At 70.9% G+C, this 14753-nt stretch carries 13 protein-coding genes; 4 read left to right on the top strand and 9 right to left on the bottom strand.

Annotation, left to right across the window (positions count from 1 at the left end):
- Positions 1 to 22: 22 nt before the first annotated feature.
- Together ACFY1J_RS12390 and ACFY1J_RS12385 are read right to left on the bottom strand one after the other, a co-directional pair.
- A complete protein-coding gene (locus tag ACFY1J_RS12390; RefSeq protein WP_390706244.1) occupies positions 23 to 1192 on the bottom strand; it encodes a lactate 2-monooxygenase in 1170 nt (389 codons plus the stop codon).
- A gap of 85 nt (positions 1193 to 1277) precedes the next feature.
- Positions 1278 to 1865, bottom strand: a complete 588-nt coding sequence (locus tag ACFY1J_RS12385; protein WP_390731191.1) for a hypothetical protein — start codon at positions 1863 to 1865, stop codon at positions 1278 to 1280.
- A gap of 324 nt (positions 1866 to 2189) precedes the next feature.
- On the opposite strand from ACFY1J_RS12385, the gene ACFY1J_RS12380 reads away from it, so the two are divergent.
- Positions 2190 to 2624 (top strand): protease inhibitor, encoded by a 435-nt coding sequence (locus tag ACFY1J_RS12380; protein ID WP_390731190.1) that lies wholly within the window; start codon positions 2190 to 2192, stop codon positions 2622 to 2624.
- 134 nt (positions 2625 to 2758) lie between these two features.
- On the opposite strand, the gene ACFY1J_RS12375 is transcribed toward ACFY1J_RS12380, so the two are convergent.
- Both ACFY1J_RS12375 and ACFY1J_RS12370 read right to left on the bottom strand, forming a co-directional pair.
- Positions 2759 to 3166: an STAS domain-containing protein gene (locus tag ACFY1J_RS12375; protein WP_390705865.1), complete on the bottom strand. Its 408-nt coding sequence runs from the start codon at positions 3164 to 3166 to the stop codon at positions 2759 to 2761.
- A gap of 239 nt (positions 3167 to 3405) precedes the next feature.
- Positions 3406 to 4914, bottom strand: a complete 1509-nt coding sequence (locus tag ACFY1J_RS12370) for an MFS transporter (protein WP_390705866.1) — start codon at positions 4912 to 4914, stop codon at positions 3406 to 3408.
- Positions 4915 to 5093: 179 nt separating this feature from the next.
- On the opposite strand from ACFY1J_RS12370, the gene ACFY1J_RS12365 reads away from it, so the two are divergent.
- A complete protein-coding gene (locus tag ACFY1J_RS12365) occupies positions 5094 to 5438 on the top strand; it encodes an ArsR/SmtB family transcription factor (RefSeq protein WP_390705867.1) in 345 nt (114 codons plus the stop codon).
- 6 nt (positions 5439 to 5444) lie between these two features.
- Entirely contained in the window at positions 5445 to 5972 is a 528-nt protein-coding gene (locus ACFY1J_RS12360; RefSeq protein WP_390705868.1) for an SRPBCC family protein, read from the top strand.
- Positions 5973 to 5976: 4 nt separating this feature from the next.
- Here the strand turns inward: ACFY1J_RS12360 and ACFY1J_RS12355 are convergent, their stop codons facing one another.
- From ACFY1J_RS12355 to ACFY1J_RS12335, 5 genes are all read right to left on the bottom strand, one after another.
- Positions 5977 to 8793, bottom strand: a complete 2817-nt coding sequence (locus ACFY1J_RS12355; protein WP_390705869.1) for an NHLP bacteriocin export ABC transporter permease/ATPase subunit — start codon at positions 8791 to 8793, stop codon at positions 5977 to 5979.
- A 1-nt stretch (position 8794) separates the two neighbouring features.
- Complete coding sequence (locus ACFY1J_RS12350) at positions 8795 to 11017, bottom strand: NHLP family bacteriocin export ABC transporter peptidase/permease/ATPase subunit (protein WP_390705870.1); 2223 nt, start codon at positions 11015 to 11017, stop codon at positions 8795 to 8797.
- On the bottom strand, positions 11014 to 11820 hold the full coding sequence (locus ACFY1J_RS12345) for an HlyD family efflux transporter periplasmic adaptor subunit (RefSeq protein WP_390705871.1): 807 nt from the start codon (positions 11818 to 11820) through the stop codon (positions 11014 to 11016). The genes ACFY1J_RS12350 and ACFY1J_RS12345 overlap by 4 nt, the downstream gene beginning before the upstream one ends.
- 107 nt (positions 11821 to 11927) lie before the next feature.
- Complete coding sequence (locus tag ACFY1J_RS12340; protein WP_390705872.1) at positions 11928 to 12143, bottom strand: type A2 lantipeptide; 216 nt, start codon at positions 12141 to 12143, stop codon at positions 11928 to 11930.
- A gap of 504 nt (positions 12144 to 12647) precedes the next feature.
- Complete coding sequence (locus ACFY1J_RS12335; protein WP_390705873.1) at positions 12648 to 13061, bottom strand: PaaI family thioesterase; 414 nt, start codon at positions 13059 to 13061, stop codon at positions 12648 to 12650.
- A gap of 200 nt (positions 13062 to 13261) precedes the next feature.
- Between ACFY1J_RS12335 and ACFY1J_RS12330 the strand changes: the two genes are divergently transcribed.
- Complete coding sequence (locus ACFY1J_RS12330; RefSeq protein WP_390705874.1) at positions 13262 to 14692, top strand: S1 family peptidase; 1431 nt, start codon at positions 13262 to 13264, stop codon at positions 14690 to 14692.
- Positions 14693 to 14753 lie beyond the last annotated feature (61 nt).

Below are 14753 nucleotides of genomic sequence, written 5' to 3'. Positions count from 1 at the left end.
GCGCCGGGGCCCGCCCGGCCCGTCACACGGGGTCCTCGACGAGGTCGGCGGTGCCGATCGTCGCCGGGCCGGCGTGGCCGGACAGGGCGAGGGTGAGGTCGAACTCCGCGAGCAGACAACGGATCACGTGCTCGACGCCAGCCTGGCCGTCGAGGCCCAGCCCGTAGACGTACGGCCGCCCCAGCAGGACCGCCCGTGCGCCGAGGGCGAGGGCCTTGAAGACGTCGTCGCCGGTGCGGATCCCACTGTCGAACAGCACGGTCAGCCGGTCGCCGACCGCCTCCACGACCCGTGGCAGCGCATCGGCCGCGGCGACCGAACCGGCAACCTGCCGGCCCCCGTGGTTGGACACCACCACCCCGTCCACCCCGGCGTCGGCGGCCAGCCGGGCGTCGTCCGGGTGCAGGACGCCCTTGAGGACGATCGGCCCGTCCCAGTGCTCACGCAGGAACGCCAGATCGGGCCAGGTGTGGCTCGCGTCGCCGAACAGACCGAGGAAGTGCAGCACGGCCGCGTTGGGATCCTCGTGCACCGGCTTGGCCAGCCCCGCCCGGAAGGCCGGGTCGGAGAAGTAGTTGGCGGTCCCCACCCCGTGCAGGAACGGCAGATAGGCCTGGTCGAGGTCGCGGGGCCGCCAGGCCAGGATCGGCGTGTCCAGCGTGACGACCAGTACGGTGAACCCGGCGGACCTCGCCCGGCCGAGGAAACTCCGGGTCACCTCGCGGTCCTTGCCCCAGTACAGCTGGAACCACCGCTCGGCGTCCCCCATCGCCTCGGCCACCTGCTCCATCGGCGTGCTGGAGGCGGACGACAGGATGTACGGCACGCCCTGTGCGGCGGCCGCCCGCGCGGCGGCGGTCTCCGCCTCCGGATGCATGATCGACAGCACACCGACGGGCGCGAGCGCCAGCGGCGCGGGCAGCGCGCGGCCCAGGACATCGACGGAGAGGTCCCGCTCGTGCACGTCCCGCAGCATGCGCGGCAGGATCCGCCGCCGGTCCAGGGCGGCCCGGTTGGCGCGCGCCGTGCTGCCGTTGCCCGCGCTGCCCGCCACATAGCCGACCGGGCCGGGCCCGAGCCGGTGCTCGGCCAGCTCCTCCAGCCGGCTCGGATCGGTGGGGAGCCGGGGCACGGTCCCCGACATCCCGTTCAGATAGATCTCGTACTGGAAGTCGGCCCAGTGCTTCGCCATCTGTACGTCCCGCCTCTCCTCGTCGAGCATGCGTCGCGCCGACGATACTCGCGGGTAGCAGCGGGTCCGTCCAGCGGGGATTCCGTCAGCCGGCCCGGCCGTTCTGCGCGCCTGTGTCTTCTCCGCCTTCGTCGGATGGATCGGTCACCCCCTCGACGTCCGGTCCCTGGGCCCGCACCCGCTGCACGTGCTCCAGGGACGCGCTCAGTTCGCCCAGCCAGTCGTCGGTGTGACGCTGGACCAGACGCACGCACCAGGCGAGGGCGTCGCTGCGGCTGCGGGCGACACCTCCGGCGATCAGTGTGTCGAGGACCTGGCGCTCGGGCTGCCGCAGCCGGGTCATCACGGGCGCGGCCACATGCGTGAACAGGCCGCGTCGGCCCTCGCACTCCACGCCCCAGGAGACCTTCCTGCGGAAACGGTGCTCGGCCTCGCGGGCCACCAGGATCCGGTCCTCCCGGGTGCGCTCCCGGAACTCCTCGATCCGGCCCTGGACGGCCGCGTCCCGCTCGGCGTCCGAGACGTCGTCGGCGAGCCGGGGGCCGGGGATACGGCCGATCACGGTGATCTCCTCGCGGTCGGCGGTCACCTCGACCAGTTCCTCGAAGAGATCGTCGGGCAGACGGCCGGCGAACCAGCCGCGAATCTTCTCTCGCTGCTCTGCGGTAATCATGTAATCACGATTACTCCGGCCGGAGATGAACACAAGGGGTCGCCGGGGAGTCAGCCGAGAGCTGAAGCGGAATGTTTCAGGACTATTAACGAGGCGGTGAAAACCAGCCACTTGGCCGCTTCGTGCGATCAAGGGGCGCCCAGTTTCGGGGTTGTAACGTTCGAATTCCGTAACTTCACGCCACTGATTCAACACGCAATGTTACTGAAATCCATGGGTGCGATGTGTGTTTCGGCGACGGACTCGGCAGAGTGTGGCCCGCCGCTCCGGCGCCCACCGGGCCGAGGGCGGCACCCTGTCGATTCAAGCGGAAGGATGCACACAATGCGGAACACCGCGCGCTGGGCAGCGACCATCGGCCTCTCGGCCGCCGCCATCTGCGGACCCCTGACCGGGGCCTCCGTCGCTTCCCCGGGCAGCGCCCCGGCTTCGCTCTACGCCCCCTCGGCCCTGGTGCTCACCATCGGCCACGGTGACGACGTGGCCACCGTGACCCCGGAGCGTGCCGTCACTTTGACCTGCGCCCCCAAGGCTTCCGGAACTCATCCGGCCGCGGCCCTGGCCTGCGCCGAACTACGGGGCGTCGGCGGCGATTTCGATGCCCTGGCGGGCAGAGACGACATGCCGTGTACGAGGGAGTACAACCCGGTGCTGGTCACGGCCCAGGGCGTCTGGCAGGGCAAGCGCGTCACCTATGAGCGCACCTTCGGCAACGAATGCGTGAAGAACGCCAACGGCTCCAGCGTCTTCGCGTTCTAGGACCGGGATCGCCCGGTTCCCGGACATGCCGGAACAGGCCCGCAAATGGGGAGTGCGAGCCCCTGTCGCGGGGACCGGCGATCTCGCACCGGGGGTCGGACGGGCGGAGTGGGGCCGCCCGCCGACCCCCGGCATCACGGCCGCTCACCGGGAATCCGGGGGAGCGGCCGAAACCGTTCCAGCAGCCCCGCCCCGCGCAACAGCCGCTCCAGACCGGTCCCGACGCCCACCAGGCGCAGCCGGCCGCCGCGCTCCCGGGCCCTCGTCTCGGCCCGGCACAGCACACGCAGCCCGGAGCAGTCGAAGAAGTCCACGGATCGCAGATCGACCAGCACGTCCGGCTCGGGCCCGGCGGTCGCGGCGTCCAGATGTTCGCCGAGGAGATCCGCCGTCGCGATGTCGATCTCTCCGTACGCCGCGATCACGACGACCGGGCCGAGAGTCCGGGTGCGGGCACAGGAGTTGGGCGCGGGCGGCCGCGCAAGGGGGGACTCGGCACCGGCAAGCCGGCGCGTGCCTCGGTCGTCGGCATCCGGTGTCATGACTGTCTCACCTCGCCCCGGGCATGGGTCCGGGTAGCTACCCCGACGGCGACATGGCCATCCCTGCGACACGGCCCGCAAGATCAGCTGCACTCGAAAGAGTGAACTTCGCGTCGCTGTCCTTGACTTCACTCATACGAAGAGGGGCCGCCGTCTCCCTGCGGACAGCGGCCCCTCGGCTGTGCGGCTCCGGTCGGCGGCCCTGCGGAGCCTATGTGGCCGTCACATATGTGTGCTGGTCATATGTGGACGACCGGTGCGGCAGTGGCGTCCTGCCGTGGCACCCCGCGGCGGTAGAGCAGGAACGCGATCAGCGTGCCCGCGGCGAAGAAGCCGGCCGACCACCAGAAGGCGGTGGTGTAGCTCTCGATGGTCGCCCGCGCCTGGACCAGCTTGCTGGTCGCGTCACGGCCGACCAGATAGTCGGTCGCGGCGCTCGCGGCGAGCGTGTTCAGCAGGGCCGTACCGATCGAACCGCCCACCTGCTGCATCGCGTTGACGGTCGCCGAGGCGACACCCGCGTCCTCCGCGGCAACCCCGCCGGTGGCCAGCTGCATGGCGGTCGGCATGACCAGCCCCAGGCCCACGCCGATGACGACCAGCGGCGGCAGCACCGCGCTCATGTAGTGGGAGCCGACGCCGATGCCGGTCAGCCAGGCCATGCCGGCCGTGGCCACGGCGAAGCCCAGCGGGATGACCGCCTTCGGGCCGATCCGGGGCAGCAGGACGGTGGTGCCGAGCTGTGCGGCCACCATCAGCGCGCCGACCATCGGCAGGAACGCCACGCCTGTCTTCGTCGGGCTGAAACCGAGGTTGAGCTGCAGGTAGTAGGTGAGGAAGAGGAACACGCCGAACATGCCCGCGCCGGTGATCAGCACCGCGAGGAACGAGGCGGCCCGGTCGCGGTCGAGCAGGATCCGCAGCGGCAGCAGCGGGTGCTCGGCCCGGGTCTGCCACCAGGCGAAGGCCGCCAGGAGCAGACCGCCCGCGATCAGGAAGCCCCAGGTCAGCGGCGAGCCCCAGTCATGGGTCTCGGCGTTGGAGAAGCCGTATACAAGGGCGAACAGACCGGTGGCGACGAGGATCGTGCCCGGCACGTCCAGCTTCGCGCCGGCGGCGTCACGGTGGTTGCTCAGCAGGATCCAGCCGCCCGCGAAGGCGACGAAGGCGATGGCCACGTTCACATACAGCGTCCAGCGCCAGTCGAACGCATCCGTCAGGACGCCGCCGAGCAGCAGGCCGACCGCACCACCGGCGCCGGCGATGGCGCCGTACACGCTGAACGCCCGCGCCCGTTCCCGGGCGTCGGTGAAGGTCGTGTTGAGCAGCGACAGCGCGGCGGGCGCGAGGAGCGCGCCGAAGGCCCCCTGCAGGGCACGCGCGATGACCAGCATGCCGAAGCCGGTCGCGGCACCGCCGAGCGCGGAGGCCACGGCGAAGCCGACGACGCCGACGAGGAAGGCTGGCTTGCGGCCGAAGAGGTCGGCTATCCGCCCGCCGAGCAGCAGCAGGGAGGCGAAGGCCAGGGCGTAGGCGGTGACGATCCACTGCCGGTTGCCGTCCGAGAAGCCGAGGTCGGCCTGGGCGGAGGGCAGGGCGATGTTCACGATCGTGGCGTCGAGCACCACCATCAGCTGCGCGACGGAGATGATCGCGAGGATCCACCACCGCTTCGGGGAGGCGGCGGGCGGCGCCTCCATGGCTTCGGCACCCGCGTGGGTGCTGTCGGTCAGGGTCTTCTCGGGCATCGGGAAACTCCAGGGAAGTCGTCCGGGCGTGCCGAAACCTAAACGAAACCGTTTCGTACACGAAGAGGCTAGAACACGTTGAGCGAAACGGCAACGTTTCGTTCGGGGTCCGGCATTGCGTGCCCGCTCGGACCTTGTATGCCTTGACTGGCATATAACTGGCGAGGCATATTGGCCTCGTGTCCGACTCCGCGCTCTGGACCGCCCTCGCCGACCCCCACCGGCGGGCCATCGTCGCGCTCCTCCTGGAGCGGCCCCGGCCCGTCGGGGAGATCGTGGAGGCATGCGGTCTGAGCCAGCCGAGCACCTCCAAGCACCTGAAGGTGCTGCGTGAGGCCGGTCTGGTGCGCGTACGACAGGACGCCCAGCGCCGCGTCTACGCCCTCGACCCGGCACCGATCGCGGGACTCGACGCGTGGCTGGCCCCCTACCGCACGCTCTGGACCAGCAGCCTGGACGCACTGGGCCGGCGGCTCGACGAGACGTCGGACGACAGCAGCCAACCCCCTGCCCCGAAGGACTGATCCACCATGTCCGCCGAACCCACCGGCACCTTTGTGACCCTGGACGACGGCCGCCCGGCCGTCCGCTTCACCCGCGTGTACGACCACCCGCTCGACCGTGTCTGGCACTTCGTCACCGACCCCGGCGAACTCGCCCAGTGGTTCCCCTCCCGCGCCGACATGGAGCTGCGCCCCGGCGGCACCATCCGGTTCAGCGGCGACCCGAGCATGCCCGAGTCGACCGGCCGCGTGCTCGCCGTGAACCCACCGCGGCACCTGTCCTTCGAGTGGGGCGGCGACGAACTCCGCTTCGACCTGGAGGAGGCCGAGGGCGGGCGCACCCGCTTCACCCTCACCAATGTGCTCGGAGCCGAGAACACCGCAGCCCGCAACGGCGCGGGCTGGGAGGTCTGCCTGGCCGCCCTGGACGCGAGGGCGCGCGGCGAGCTGTTCGAGGGACCGCACGCCGGGGCGAGCGCGCCCTGGAAGGAGTTCTACGCGGGCTACATCGAGGCCGGGGTGCCCTCCGGCGCACCGGTGCCCGGCCTCGGCTGACGCGTCAGGCCAGCTGTCGTCGCACCAGTTCGTGGAGCCGGCCGCCGGTGTCCGCGAGGAGTTCGGCGGGCGTGCCCTGCTGAGCCACCTTGCCGTCCTCCATCACGATGACCCGGTCGGCGTCCAGCACCGTCGACAGCCGGTGGGCGATGACGATCCGGGTGGCGTTGAGCTTGCGCGTGCTGTCGATGACGGTGCGCTGGGTGTCGTTGTCCAGGGCGCTGGTCGCCTCGTCGAAGAAGAGGATGCGCGGGCGGCGGATCAGGGCCTGGGCGATCATCAGACGCTGGCGCTGACCGCCCGAGACGGCCCCGCTGCCCGAGACGATCGTATGCAGACCCATCGGCATCCGCTTGATGTCCTCCGCCAGCCCGGCCATCTCGGCCGCCGCCATGGCCTCCTCCGGTGTGCAGGGCTCGGTGCCGCAGATGACGTCCAGGATCGAGCCGGTGAACGGCTGCGCGTGCTGGAGCACCACCCCGCACTGGCGGCGCACGGCCGACTGGTCCAGCGCCGCCAGGTCCTGCCCGTCGTACAGCACGCTGCCCGAGACCGGCCTGTCGAAGCCGATGAGCAGCCTCAGCAGGGTGGACTTGCCGCAGCCGCTGGGCCCGACGATCGCCACGAACTCGCCCGGCCGCGCCTCGAAGGTCACGTCGTCCAGGACGAGCGGACCGTCGTCCGCGTACCGGAACGACAGCCGGCGGGCCTCGATCGCCCCGGACAGCGGGCCCGGCCGGGTGCTCGCCGTACGCACCTCGGGCGTCGCCTCCAGCACCGGCCGGATCTCCTCGAACAGCGGCAGCGCGGCCACGGCCGAGACGAATGCGCCGGTGAGCTGGGTGACCGAGGTCAGCAGCATCGTCACCGACGTGTTGAAGGTCAGGAAGGCCGCCGCCGACATCGCCCCCTTCGCCGGGCCCGCCAGCAGCATGAACATCAGCAGGGTGCAGACCGGCAGGTACACCGCGCCCAGCACCGTCGTGAGGTTCTTGATGCGGCCCACCTTCTGCTGGAGCTCGCGGCTGCGCGCGAACTCGCCCGCCCAGGCGGCGTACGCGTAGTTCTCGGCCGCGGCCACCCGCAGCTTCGGCAGCCCGCGCAGCGTCTGGAAGGCCTGGTTGTTCAGCTTGTTGCCGAGCACCACGAGCTGTCGCTGCCGGCGCACCTGCCACAGCCCGAGCCCCAGGAACACGGCGGCGATGACCGTGAGCATGCCGATCGCCGCGAGAGCCATGGGCACGCTGTACCAGAACAGCAGGGCCAGGTTCATCGCGCCGACGGTCACCGACTGGGCGACCACCGGGCCGACTCCCGCCAGCAGCCGGCGGATCGCGCTGATCCCCATGGCCGCGCTGGCCAGTTCGCCCGTGGACCGCTGGGTGAAGAACTTCGTCGGCAGGCGCAACAGCCGATCCCAGACCGCCGGTTGGAGCGTCGCCTCGATACGGCCCTCCAGGCGCAGGATGGTCAGGTTCTCCAGGAGCATGAACGCGGCCGCCACCACGCCGCTGACCATCACGGCCAGACAGACCTGCACGATCAGCCCCTGCTGGGCCCTCGGCACATATTCGCCGAGCACCTTGCCGGTGGCGATCGGCACCAGTGCGCCGATCGCCACCGTCACCAGACCGGCGAGCAGCAGATGCAGCACATCACCGCGCGTGCCCCGCATGCTGAACCGCAGCAGCCCGAGCGGACCGAGCCTCCGCTCGGGCAGCGGGCGGTAGAACATCACCGCGCGCGGTTCGAACTCCTCCGCGTTGGCCTTCTCGACGGGAGTCTCGCGGCCGGTCGCCGGATGGACGGCCACATAGCCGCCCCGCCGCCACAGCAGCGCGACCGGCGCACCCGACAGGGCCCGGTGCCCGACCAGCGGGCCGACGTCGTCCCGCCACCAGCGGCCGTTCAGGCGTACGGCCCTGGTGCGCACCCGGGACGCGAGCGCCACCCGCTCGACCGGGTCCAGGCGGTCGCTCTCGGTGCCGCTCTGCGCGGGTTCGGCGAGCGTGATCCCGGCGGCCTGGGCGACCAGTTTGCAGGCGGCGTACGTGGCGTCGGCGTCGGCGGCCGTGGTGCGCCTCGCCGGCGCCTTGCCGATCGACGCGAGCAGCGTGCGGTCGGCCTGGGCGCGGACCGCCTCACCGGCCTTGATCCCGGCCGCCGTGCGCGTCTCATGGGTGTGCTCCAACTGCTCGATCCACCGGTCCAAGGTGGTGAGCAGCCGGTACTGCTGGTCGACCATGCTCTGCCACACGGCCGGGTCCATCAGCAGGTCGGCGGCGGCCTCCGCGCCGTACAGCGATCCGTACTGGACGCTGCCCGGCGGCACCTGCATCCAGAACACGTCGTCGTCTGTCATGTCGGCCGCGCGTTCGGTCGCCATCGGTGCCTGGAAGAGGATGGACAGGCTGCGGCCGACGCCCAGCGCGAGGGCGTACTCCAGCGGGCTCGACGTCGGGGGCACGTACTGGGGGTTGCCGTACTCGTCGTACGACCAGGTCTGGGTGTGCGCGGGCTGGTACAGCTCGCGCAGTCCGATGCGGTGCACCACACAGTCGCGCAACGGGCGTGCTACCAGGGTGTGCTGGGGACCGGCGACCGGGCCGAGCAGCAGCGAGCCCGCCTCCAGACGGCCCAGGTGGTGCCAGTGGCCCTGCTGTCCGGCGTCCACCGCGAACAGGTCCAGGGCGCCCGCCGCGACCAGCCACAGCACCTGCGGCCCCGCCAGGTCGAGGCGGTTGAAGCCGCTGCAGTCGAGGGGCGTGCCCAGCGAGCCGAGCGCGCCCAGGACGAGGTCGCCTTCGTGCACGGAGGTCATCTCACCGCTCCCTGACCAGCGCGGCATACGCTCCGCCGCGCGCCACCAGCTCGTTGTGCCGGCCGCGTTCCACGATCGTGCCGTGCTGGAGCACGACGATCTCGTCGCTGTCGCGCACGGTGCTCAGCCGGTGGGCGATCACCACACAGGCGCAGCCGCGCCGCCGCAGATTGTCCATGACGACCAGTTCGGTCTCCGCGTCCAGCGCGCTGGTCACCTCGTCCAGCACCAGGATGCTGGGGCGGCGGACCAACGCCCGGGCGATCTCCAGACGTTGCCGCTGACCGCCGGAGAAGTTCCGGCCGTCCTGCTCGACCTTGCTGTGGATGCCGCCGGGCCGCCGCACGACGACGTCGTACAGGGCCGCGTCCCGCAGCGCCTCCACCACCGCGTCGTCCGGGATCGACGGGTCCCAGAGCGCCACGTTGTCGCGGACCGAGCCCTCGAAGAGGAACACGTCCTGGTCGACGAAGGACACGGAGGACGCGAGCGCGCCCCGCGGAATGTCCTCCAGGCGCTGCCCGTCGATACGGATCACCCCCTCCCAGGGCGCGTACAGGCCCGAGATCAGCCGGGAGACGGTCGACTTGCCGCTGCCCGAGCCACCGACCAGCGCCACCTGCTGTCCGGGTCCGACGGTCAGGTCGAAGCCGGTGAGCAGGGGCTTGTCGAGGGGGCTGTAGCCGAAGGTGATGTTCTCCAGCTCGACGTGGCCGTGCAGCCGGCGTGTGGAGTCGCCGCCGCCGGGGCGGGCGTAGAGCGGGTCCGCCTGGAAGTTCTCCACGTCCTTCAGCCGGGCCACGTCGGCCGCGAAGTCCTGGATGCGGCCCGCGACGCCGTTCAGCCGGGTGAGCGGCGCGGTGAAGCGGGTGACCAGCGCCTGGAAGGCGACCAGCAGACCGACCGAGATATGGCCCTCCACCGCCCGCATACCGCCGATCCAGAGGATCAGCGCGCTGTTCAGGGTGGCCAGCGTGGGCGCGACCACGCCGAGCCAGGCGCTGGGCACCCCGAGCCGCTGCTGCTCCTCCAGGGTGCCGGCGTGCTGCCCCGCCCACTTGCGGAAATAGCCGTCCTCGCCGCCGGTCGCCTTCATCGTCTCGATCAACTGGAGCCCGGTGTAGGCCGTGTTGGTGAGCCGTGCGGTGTCCGCGCGCAGCTTCGCCGTACGGGTCGCGCGCAGCCGTACGACGAGGCGCATCGCCACGACGTTGAGCAGCGCCACGCCGATGCCGACGAGGGTGAGCTGAGGGTCGTAGGTGTAGAGCAGTATCGCGTAGAGCACGACCACGATCGCGTCCACACCCGCCGCCGCGAGGTCACGGGCCAGGGTCTCGGCCACCTGGTCGTTGGACTGGAGCCGCTGCACCAGGTCGGCGGGGCTGCGCTGGGCGAAGAACGTCACCGGCAGCCGCAGCAGATGACGCAGGAAGCGGGCGCTGGAGAGGGTGGAGGAGATGATGCGGCCGTGCAGCAGGTTGGCCTGCTGGAGCCAGGTCAGCACCAGCGTGAGCAGCACACAGGTGCCCATCGACGCGAACAGCACGCCCAGCAGCGAGGTCTGGCCGCCGATCAGGAACATGTCGATATAGGTGCGGCTGAGCGCGGGCACCGCCGCGCCGACCGCGACGAGCAGGAGACTCGCCAGCACCGCGGCGGGCATGGTGCCCGCGGTGCCGCGCAGCCTGGCCGGCATCGCGCCGAGGACGCCCGGCTTGCGCCCGCCCTTTTCGAAGCCTTCCCCCGGCTCCATGACCAGGACGACTCCGGTGAAACTCCCGTCGAACTCCTCGATGGGTACGAAACGGCGGCCCTTGGCGGGGTCGTTGATGTGGACGCCGCGCCGTCCGAAGCGGCGCCCCATGCCGTCGTAGACGACGTAGTGGTTGAACTCCCAGAAGAGGACGGCCGGTGCCGTCACCTCCGCGAGGGCGGCCAGGTCCATCTGCATGCCCTTGGCGGTCAGGCCGTAACTGCGCGCCGCCTTCAGCAGGTTGCTGGCGCGCGAGCCGTCACGGGAGACACCACAGGCGATGCGCAGCTCCTCCAGCGGGACATGGCGGCCGTGGTGTCCGAGCACCATGGCGAGGGAGGCGGCGCCGCACTCCACCGCCTCCATCTGGAGCACGGTGGGAGTACGGACGGCTTTTCCACGGCCCTTGGGGACCGGGCGCCTGGCCGGGGCGGCGCGCCGACGGCCACGGGTTTCCTGGGCGGTGGTCACGGGAGCAGCCAATCGACGGGTCGCTGGTCGGCCAGCCGGATCGAGGCCGTGGCCAGGGTCATGGAGTCGAGCCGGTACGGCGGTCCGCCCGCGGACGACCACCGGTAGCCGCTCTTCGTCGAGGACGACCTGTCCAGCCTCACCAGGACGGCCACCGGGCGGCCCTTCCCGGTGAACTGCTCGCCCAGCTGGCTGTCCCCGAGGAACGCGGCGATCGACTGGGCGGACTGGGCGGTCCTGTCCACCGACTTCACATGGCCGCGCAGCACGCCGTACCGCTGCGCGGACACCGAGGAGACGGTGAGGTCGACCGCGGCGTCGGCGGGCACGGAGGCCGCGTTCTCGGCGGGGACGTACACCGTCGCGTACAGCGGGTCCGATGAACGGGCGACCTTCTCCACCGCGGCCACGTTCGCGCCGGTCCTGATGATCTGCCCGATGGTGGCGGCGAGTGCGGTGACACGGCCCGCGGCGACCGTGCGGACGACCGAGTCGCCCTGGCTCGTACGGACCTTCAGGACGGGCGAGCCGGCGGGCAACCGCTCACCCTGCCTGGCGAGGACGGCGGTGACCTGGCCGGCGACGGGGCTCTGCAGGATGTAACTGCCCTGTCCGTGCGTGAGGATGGCCTGTGCGCTGACCGTGGAGGCGACCGAGCCGGTCACCGCCCAGACGGAGGCGGCCGCCATCACCACGACGGCGACGGAGAGCGCCAGCCAGCCCTGCGGGCGGGCGAGGCGCACCGGAAGGTCGAGCTCCTCCGGCGACTGGAGTTTGGCGAGGGCCTGTTGGCGGAACTGCACGGAACTTCCCTCACCTGTGGGAGAGGCTGTGCCACGACATGGTTCTGAGCATCCGAGAGTCCCGGAGCCGGGATACGGCTCCGGGACTCAACGGCAGCGAGGTGCGATCAGAGACCGGCGACCAGGCCGGCGACCGGGGCGGTGTTCAGACCGGTGACACCCTCGACGGTGCCGACGGCCGTGTCCACCAGGCCGGAAACCGGGGCAATGCCGTTCACGGCACCGGTGACGGTGTTGAGGGCGTTCACGGAAAGGCCGCCGGAGACGTTGTCCAGCTCGGCGTCCGAGATCTCGACGGTCTCGACCTGGGGGGTGGAGTTCATGATGGAACTTCCCTTCATACGAATATTTCACAAGGGGGAGAGCGGCCCCCTCCGAGAACAGATGGACGGCCGCGGCCGCGGGTGCCGGGCACCCGTTTCCGGAAGCCCTTCGCGGCTCCCGCGACGCGATGGATCAAAGCACGCACGCGGCGCGCGCAGCCAATCAACCAGGCGTCTCACCTGGGAACTTGACCTTCGCAGGAGCTCATCGGTGAGGGCGCGCGCACGGCTTGTCGGCGACTCCTTCACATGGCGCACGGCATCGGCGCAGACGAACGCTTGCCCCCGGGGCGGAGAATCCGGCACTCCGCGCCAAAGGCGCGAGGAGGGGCGCGCGGTTGTGCAGAACCGCCGGACCCGGTGACTTGGTTGAGTATTCAATGTGCAGATTCCCTGAAGCAGGGATTCCGGCCCGGGTGCGGAACGGAACGTGTCCGGCCGGTCGCCCAACGTGTCGGTCCAGCAGTGCGTAGACCGTGTCAGCCCAGTAGGGCGTAGGCCGTGTCAGTCCAGTAGCGCGTAGACCGTGCTCGCCCGCGCGGCGATCTGCCCGGAGCCCTCGTCGGTCATCGTGATGTCCGCGAACGCCATCCGCCGGCCCAGCTTGCTCAGCACCGCTTCGATCAGGACATCCGAACCGGCCACCGCACGCTGGAACGACGTCGACTGCTGCACCGTCGTCATCGGGACGAAGCCACCGCGCGCGGCCGACACGGCGATCACCGTCGCGGTGTCGGCGGCGGCCATCAGAGCCTGTCCCGACAGTCCTCCGCCCTCCCGGGAAAGCCGGTCCGACCAGGGCAGACGCAGCACCGCACGCCTCTCGTCCAATGCCTCCACCGACAGCCCGAGTTCAAGGACCCAGGGGGCGAAGTTGGCGGAGAGGATCTTGTCGGCTTCGGTGGTGGTCATCGCCATATGGGGGATTGTTCCCGACCGTGCCCCGCGACACGCGCGGCGTGGCCGATTCGCCCTCGCGCAAAGCAAGTTGGCAAACGGAATTGAACGCACCGCTCGACCCGTCCGTACCTACAGCCATCCAGGCGCCCCCCGATCAACTGCCGGACACCGGCACAGGCCCCGTCCCTTGGAGGTCGAGAAGTTTGAGTCACAAGCGAATGCCGAAGCGCAAGGCCGCGATAGCGGTGGGCGGTGTCGCGGCGCTCGGAGCGGCGGCCCTTCTGCTGCCGAACGCGAACGCGTCCCAGGACGGCGCCTCGGCGGATGCCGCCGGCGCCCCCAGGACCATGAAGGCCACGGACGCCTCGGACCTGTCCGCGCAGCTCCAGAAGGCGCTCGGCGACGCCTTCGCCGGCTCCTACTACGACTCCGGCAAGCAGCAGCTCGTCGTCAACGTGGTCAGCGGCGACAACAACCTCGTCGTCCAGGCGAAGAAGGCCGGCGCGGTCGTCCGCCAGGTGGAGAACAGCACCTCCGAACTCAAGGCCGCCGCGCAGACCCTGAAGACCAAGGCGACCATCCCGGGCACCTCCTGGGCCGTCGACCCCAGGACCAACAAGGTCCTGGTCACCGCCGACAGCACCGTCACGGGCGCAAAGTGGAACAGACTGGAGTCGACGGTCCAGGGCCTCGGCTCGGGCATGGCGACCATCAAGAAGTCCGCAGGCACCTTCAAGACCTTCGTGTCGGGCGGCGACGCCATCTTCTCCCAGGTGCAGGGCGGCAACGTCCGCTGCTCCCTCGGCTTCAACGTCAAGGCCTCCGACGGCAGCCCCGCCTTCCTGACGGCCGGTCACTGCGGTGTCGCGGCCAAGGACTGGTCCGACTCCCAGAACGGGCAGCCGATCGCGACCGTGGACCAGGCCACCTTCCCCGGCCAGGGCGACTTCTCGCTCGTCAAGTACAACGACGCCACCACCCAGGCGCCGAGCGAGGTCAACGTCGGCAACGGGCAGACCGTCCAGATCACCCAGGCCGTGGACGCCACCGTCGGTGCGACGGTGTTCCGGATGGGCTCCACCACCGGTCTGCACAACGGCCAGGTGACCGGCCTCGACGCCACCGTCAACTTCCAGAGCGAGACCGACCCGGGCGGCGTCGACACGGTCACCGGACTCATCCAGACCAACGTCTGCGCCGAGGCCGGTGACAGCGGCGGCTCGCTGTTCACCCAGGACGGCGGCGCGGTCGGCCTGACCTCCGGCGGCAGCGGCGACTGCACCAGCGGCGGCGAGACCTTCTTCCAGCCGGTGACCGCCGCCCTGCAGGCGACCGGCGCGACGCTCGGCGACGCCGGTGCCGGTGCAGGTGCGGGTGCGGGTGACCAGTCCGGTGCGGGTGCCGGTGCCGGTGCGGGTGCCGGTGCGGGTGCCGGGGACCAGTCCGGTGCCGGCGCGGGCGGCGACGCGGTGGGCGGCGGCGACCAGTCCGGTGCCACGGCCGACCCGTCCGCCACGGCCGACCCCTCCGCGACAGCGACCGACCCGGCGGGTACGGGCGACCAGTCCGGCACCGGCGCCGCGACCGGTACGGGTGACCAGTCGGGCACCGGTGCGGGCGACGGCTCGTCCCTCACGCAGAGCCACTGAACCAGGGCTGGTCGACACCGGACAGGCTGAACATGCAGTCCGGCTGAACCCAGACCCACTG

Source organism: Streptomyces sp. NPDC001406, from assembly GCF_042895285.1.
Classification (GTDB): Bacteria; Actinomycetota; Actinomycetes; order Streptomycetales; family Streptomycetaceae; genus Streptomyces.
The sequence above is the reverse complement of the archived record's forward strand: the minus strand, read 5'-3'. Positions and strand labels throughout refer to the sequence as shown.

Excerpts from the sequence above, each read along its gene's own strand:
- ACFY1J_RS12390 (WP_390706244.1), bottom strand. The coding sequence starts at position 1,192 with ATGGCGAAGCACTGGGCCGACTTCCAGTACGAGATCTATCTGAACGGG.
- ACFY1J_RS12385 (WP_390731191.1), bottom strand. The coding sequence starts at position 1,865 with ATGATTACCGCAGAGCAGCGAGAGAAGATTCGCGGCTGGTTCGCCGGC.
- ACFY1J_RS12380 (WP_390731190.1), top strand. The coding sequence starts at position 2,190 with ATGCGGAACACCGCGCGCTGGGCAGCGACCATCGGCCTCTCGGCCGCC.
- ACFY1J_RS12375 (WP_390705865.1), bottom strand. The coding sequence starts at position 3,166 with ATGACACCGGATGCCGACGACCGAGGCACGCGCCGGCTTGCCGGTGCC.
- ACFY1J_RS12370 (WP_390705866.1), bottom strand. The coding sequence starts at position 4,914 with ATGCCCGAGAAGACCCTGACCGACAGCACCCACGCGGGTGCCGAAGCC.
- ACFY1J_RS12360 (WP_390705868.1), top strand. The coding sequence starts at position 5,445 with ATGTCCGCCGAACCCACCGGCACCTTTGTGACCCTGGACGACGGCCGC.
- ACFY1J_RS12355 (WP_390705869.1), bottom strand. The coding sequence starts at position 8,793 with ATGACCTCCGTGCACGAAGGCGACCTCGTCCTGGGCGCGCTCGGCTCG.
- ACFY1J_RS12340 (WP_390705872.1), bottom strand. The coding sequence starts at position 12,143 with ATGAACTCCACCCCCCAGGTCGAGACCGTCGAGATCTCGGACGCCGAG.
- ACFY1J_RS12335 (WP_390705873.1), bottom strand. The coding sequence starts at position 13,061 with ATGGCGATGACCACCACCGAAGCCGACAAGATCCTCTCCGCCAACTTC.
- ACFY1J_RS12330 (WP_390705874.1), top strand. The coding sequence starts at position 13,262 with ATGCCGAAGCGCAAGGCCGCGATAGCGGTGGGCGGTGTCGCGGCGCTC.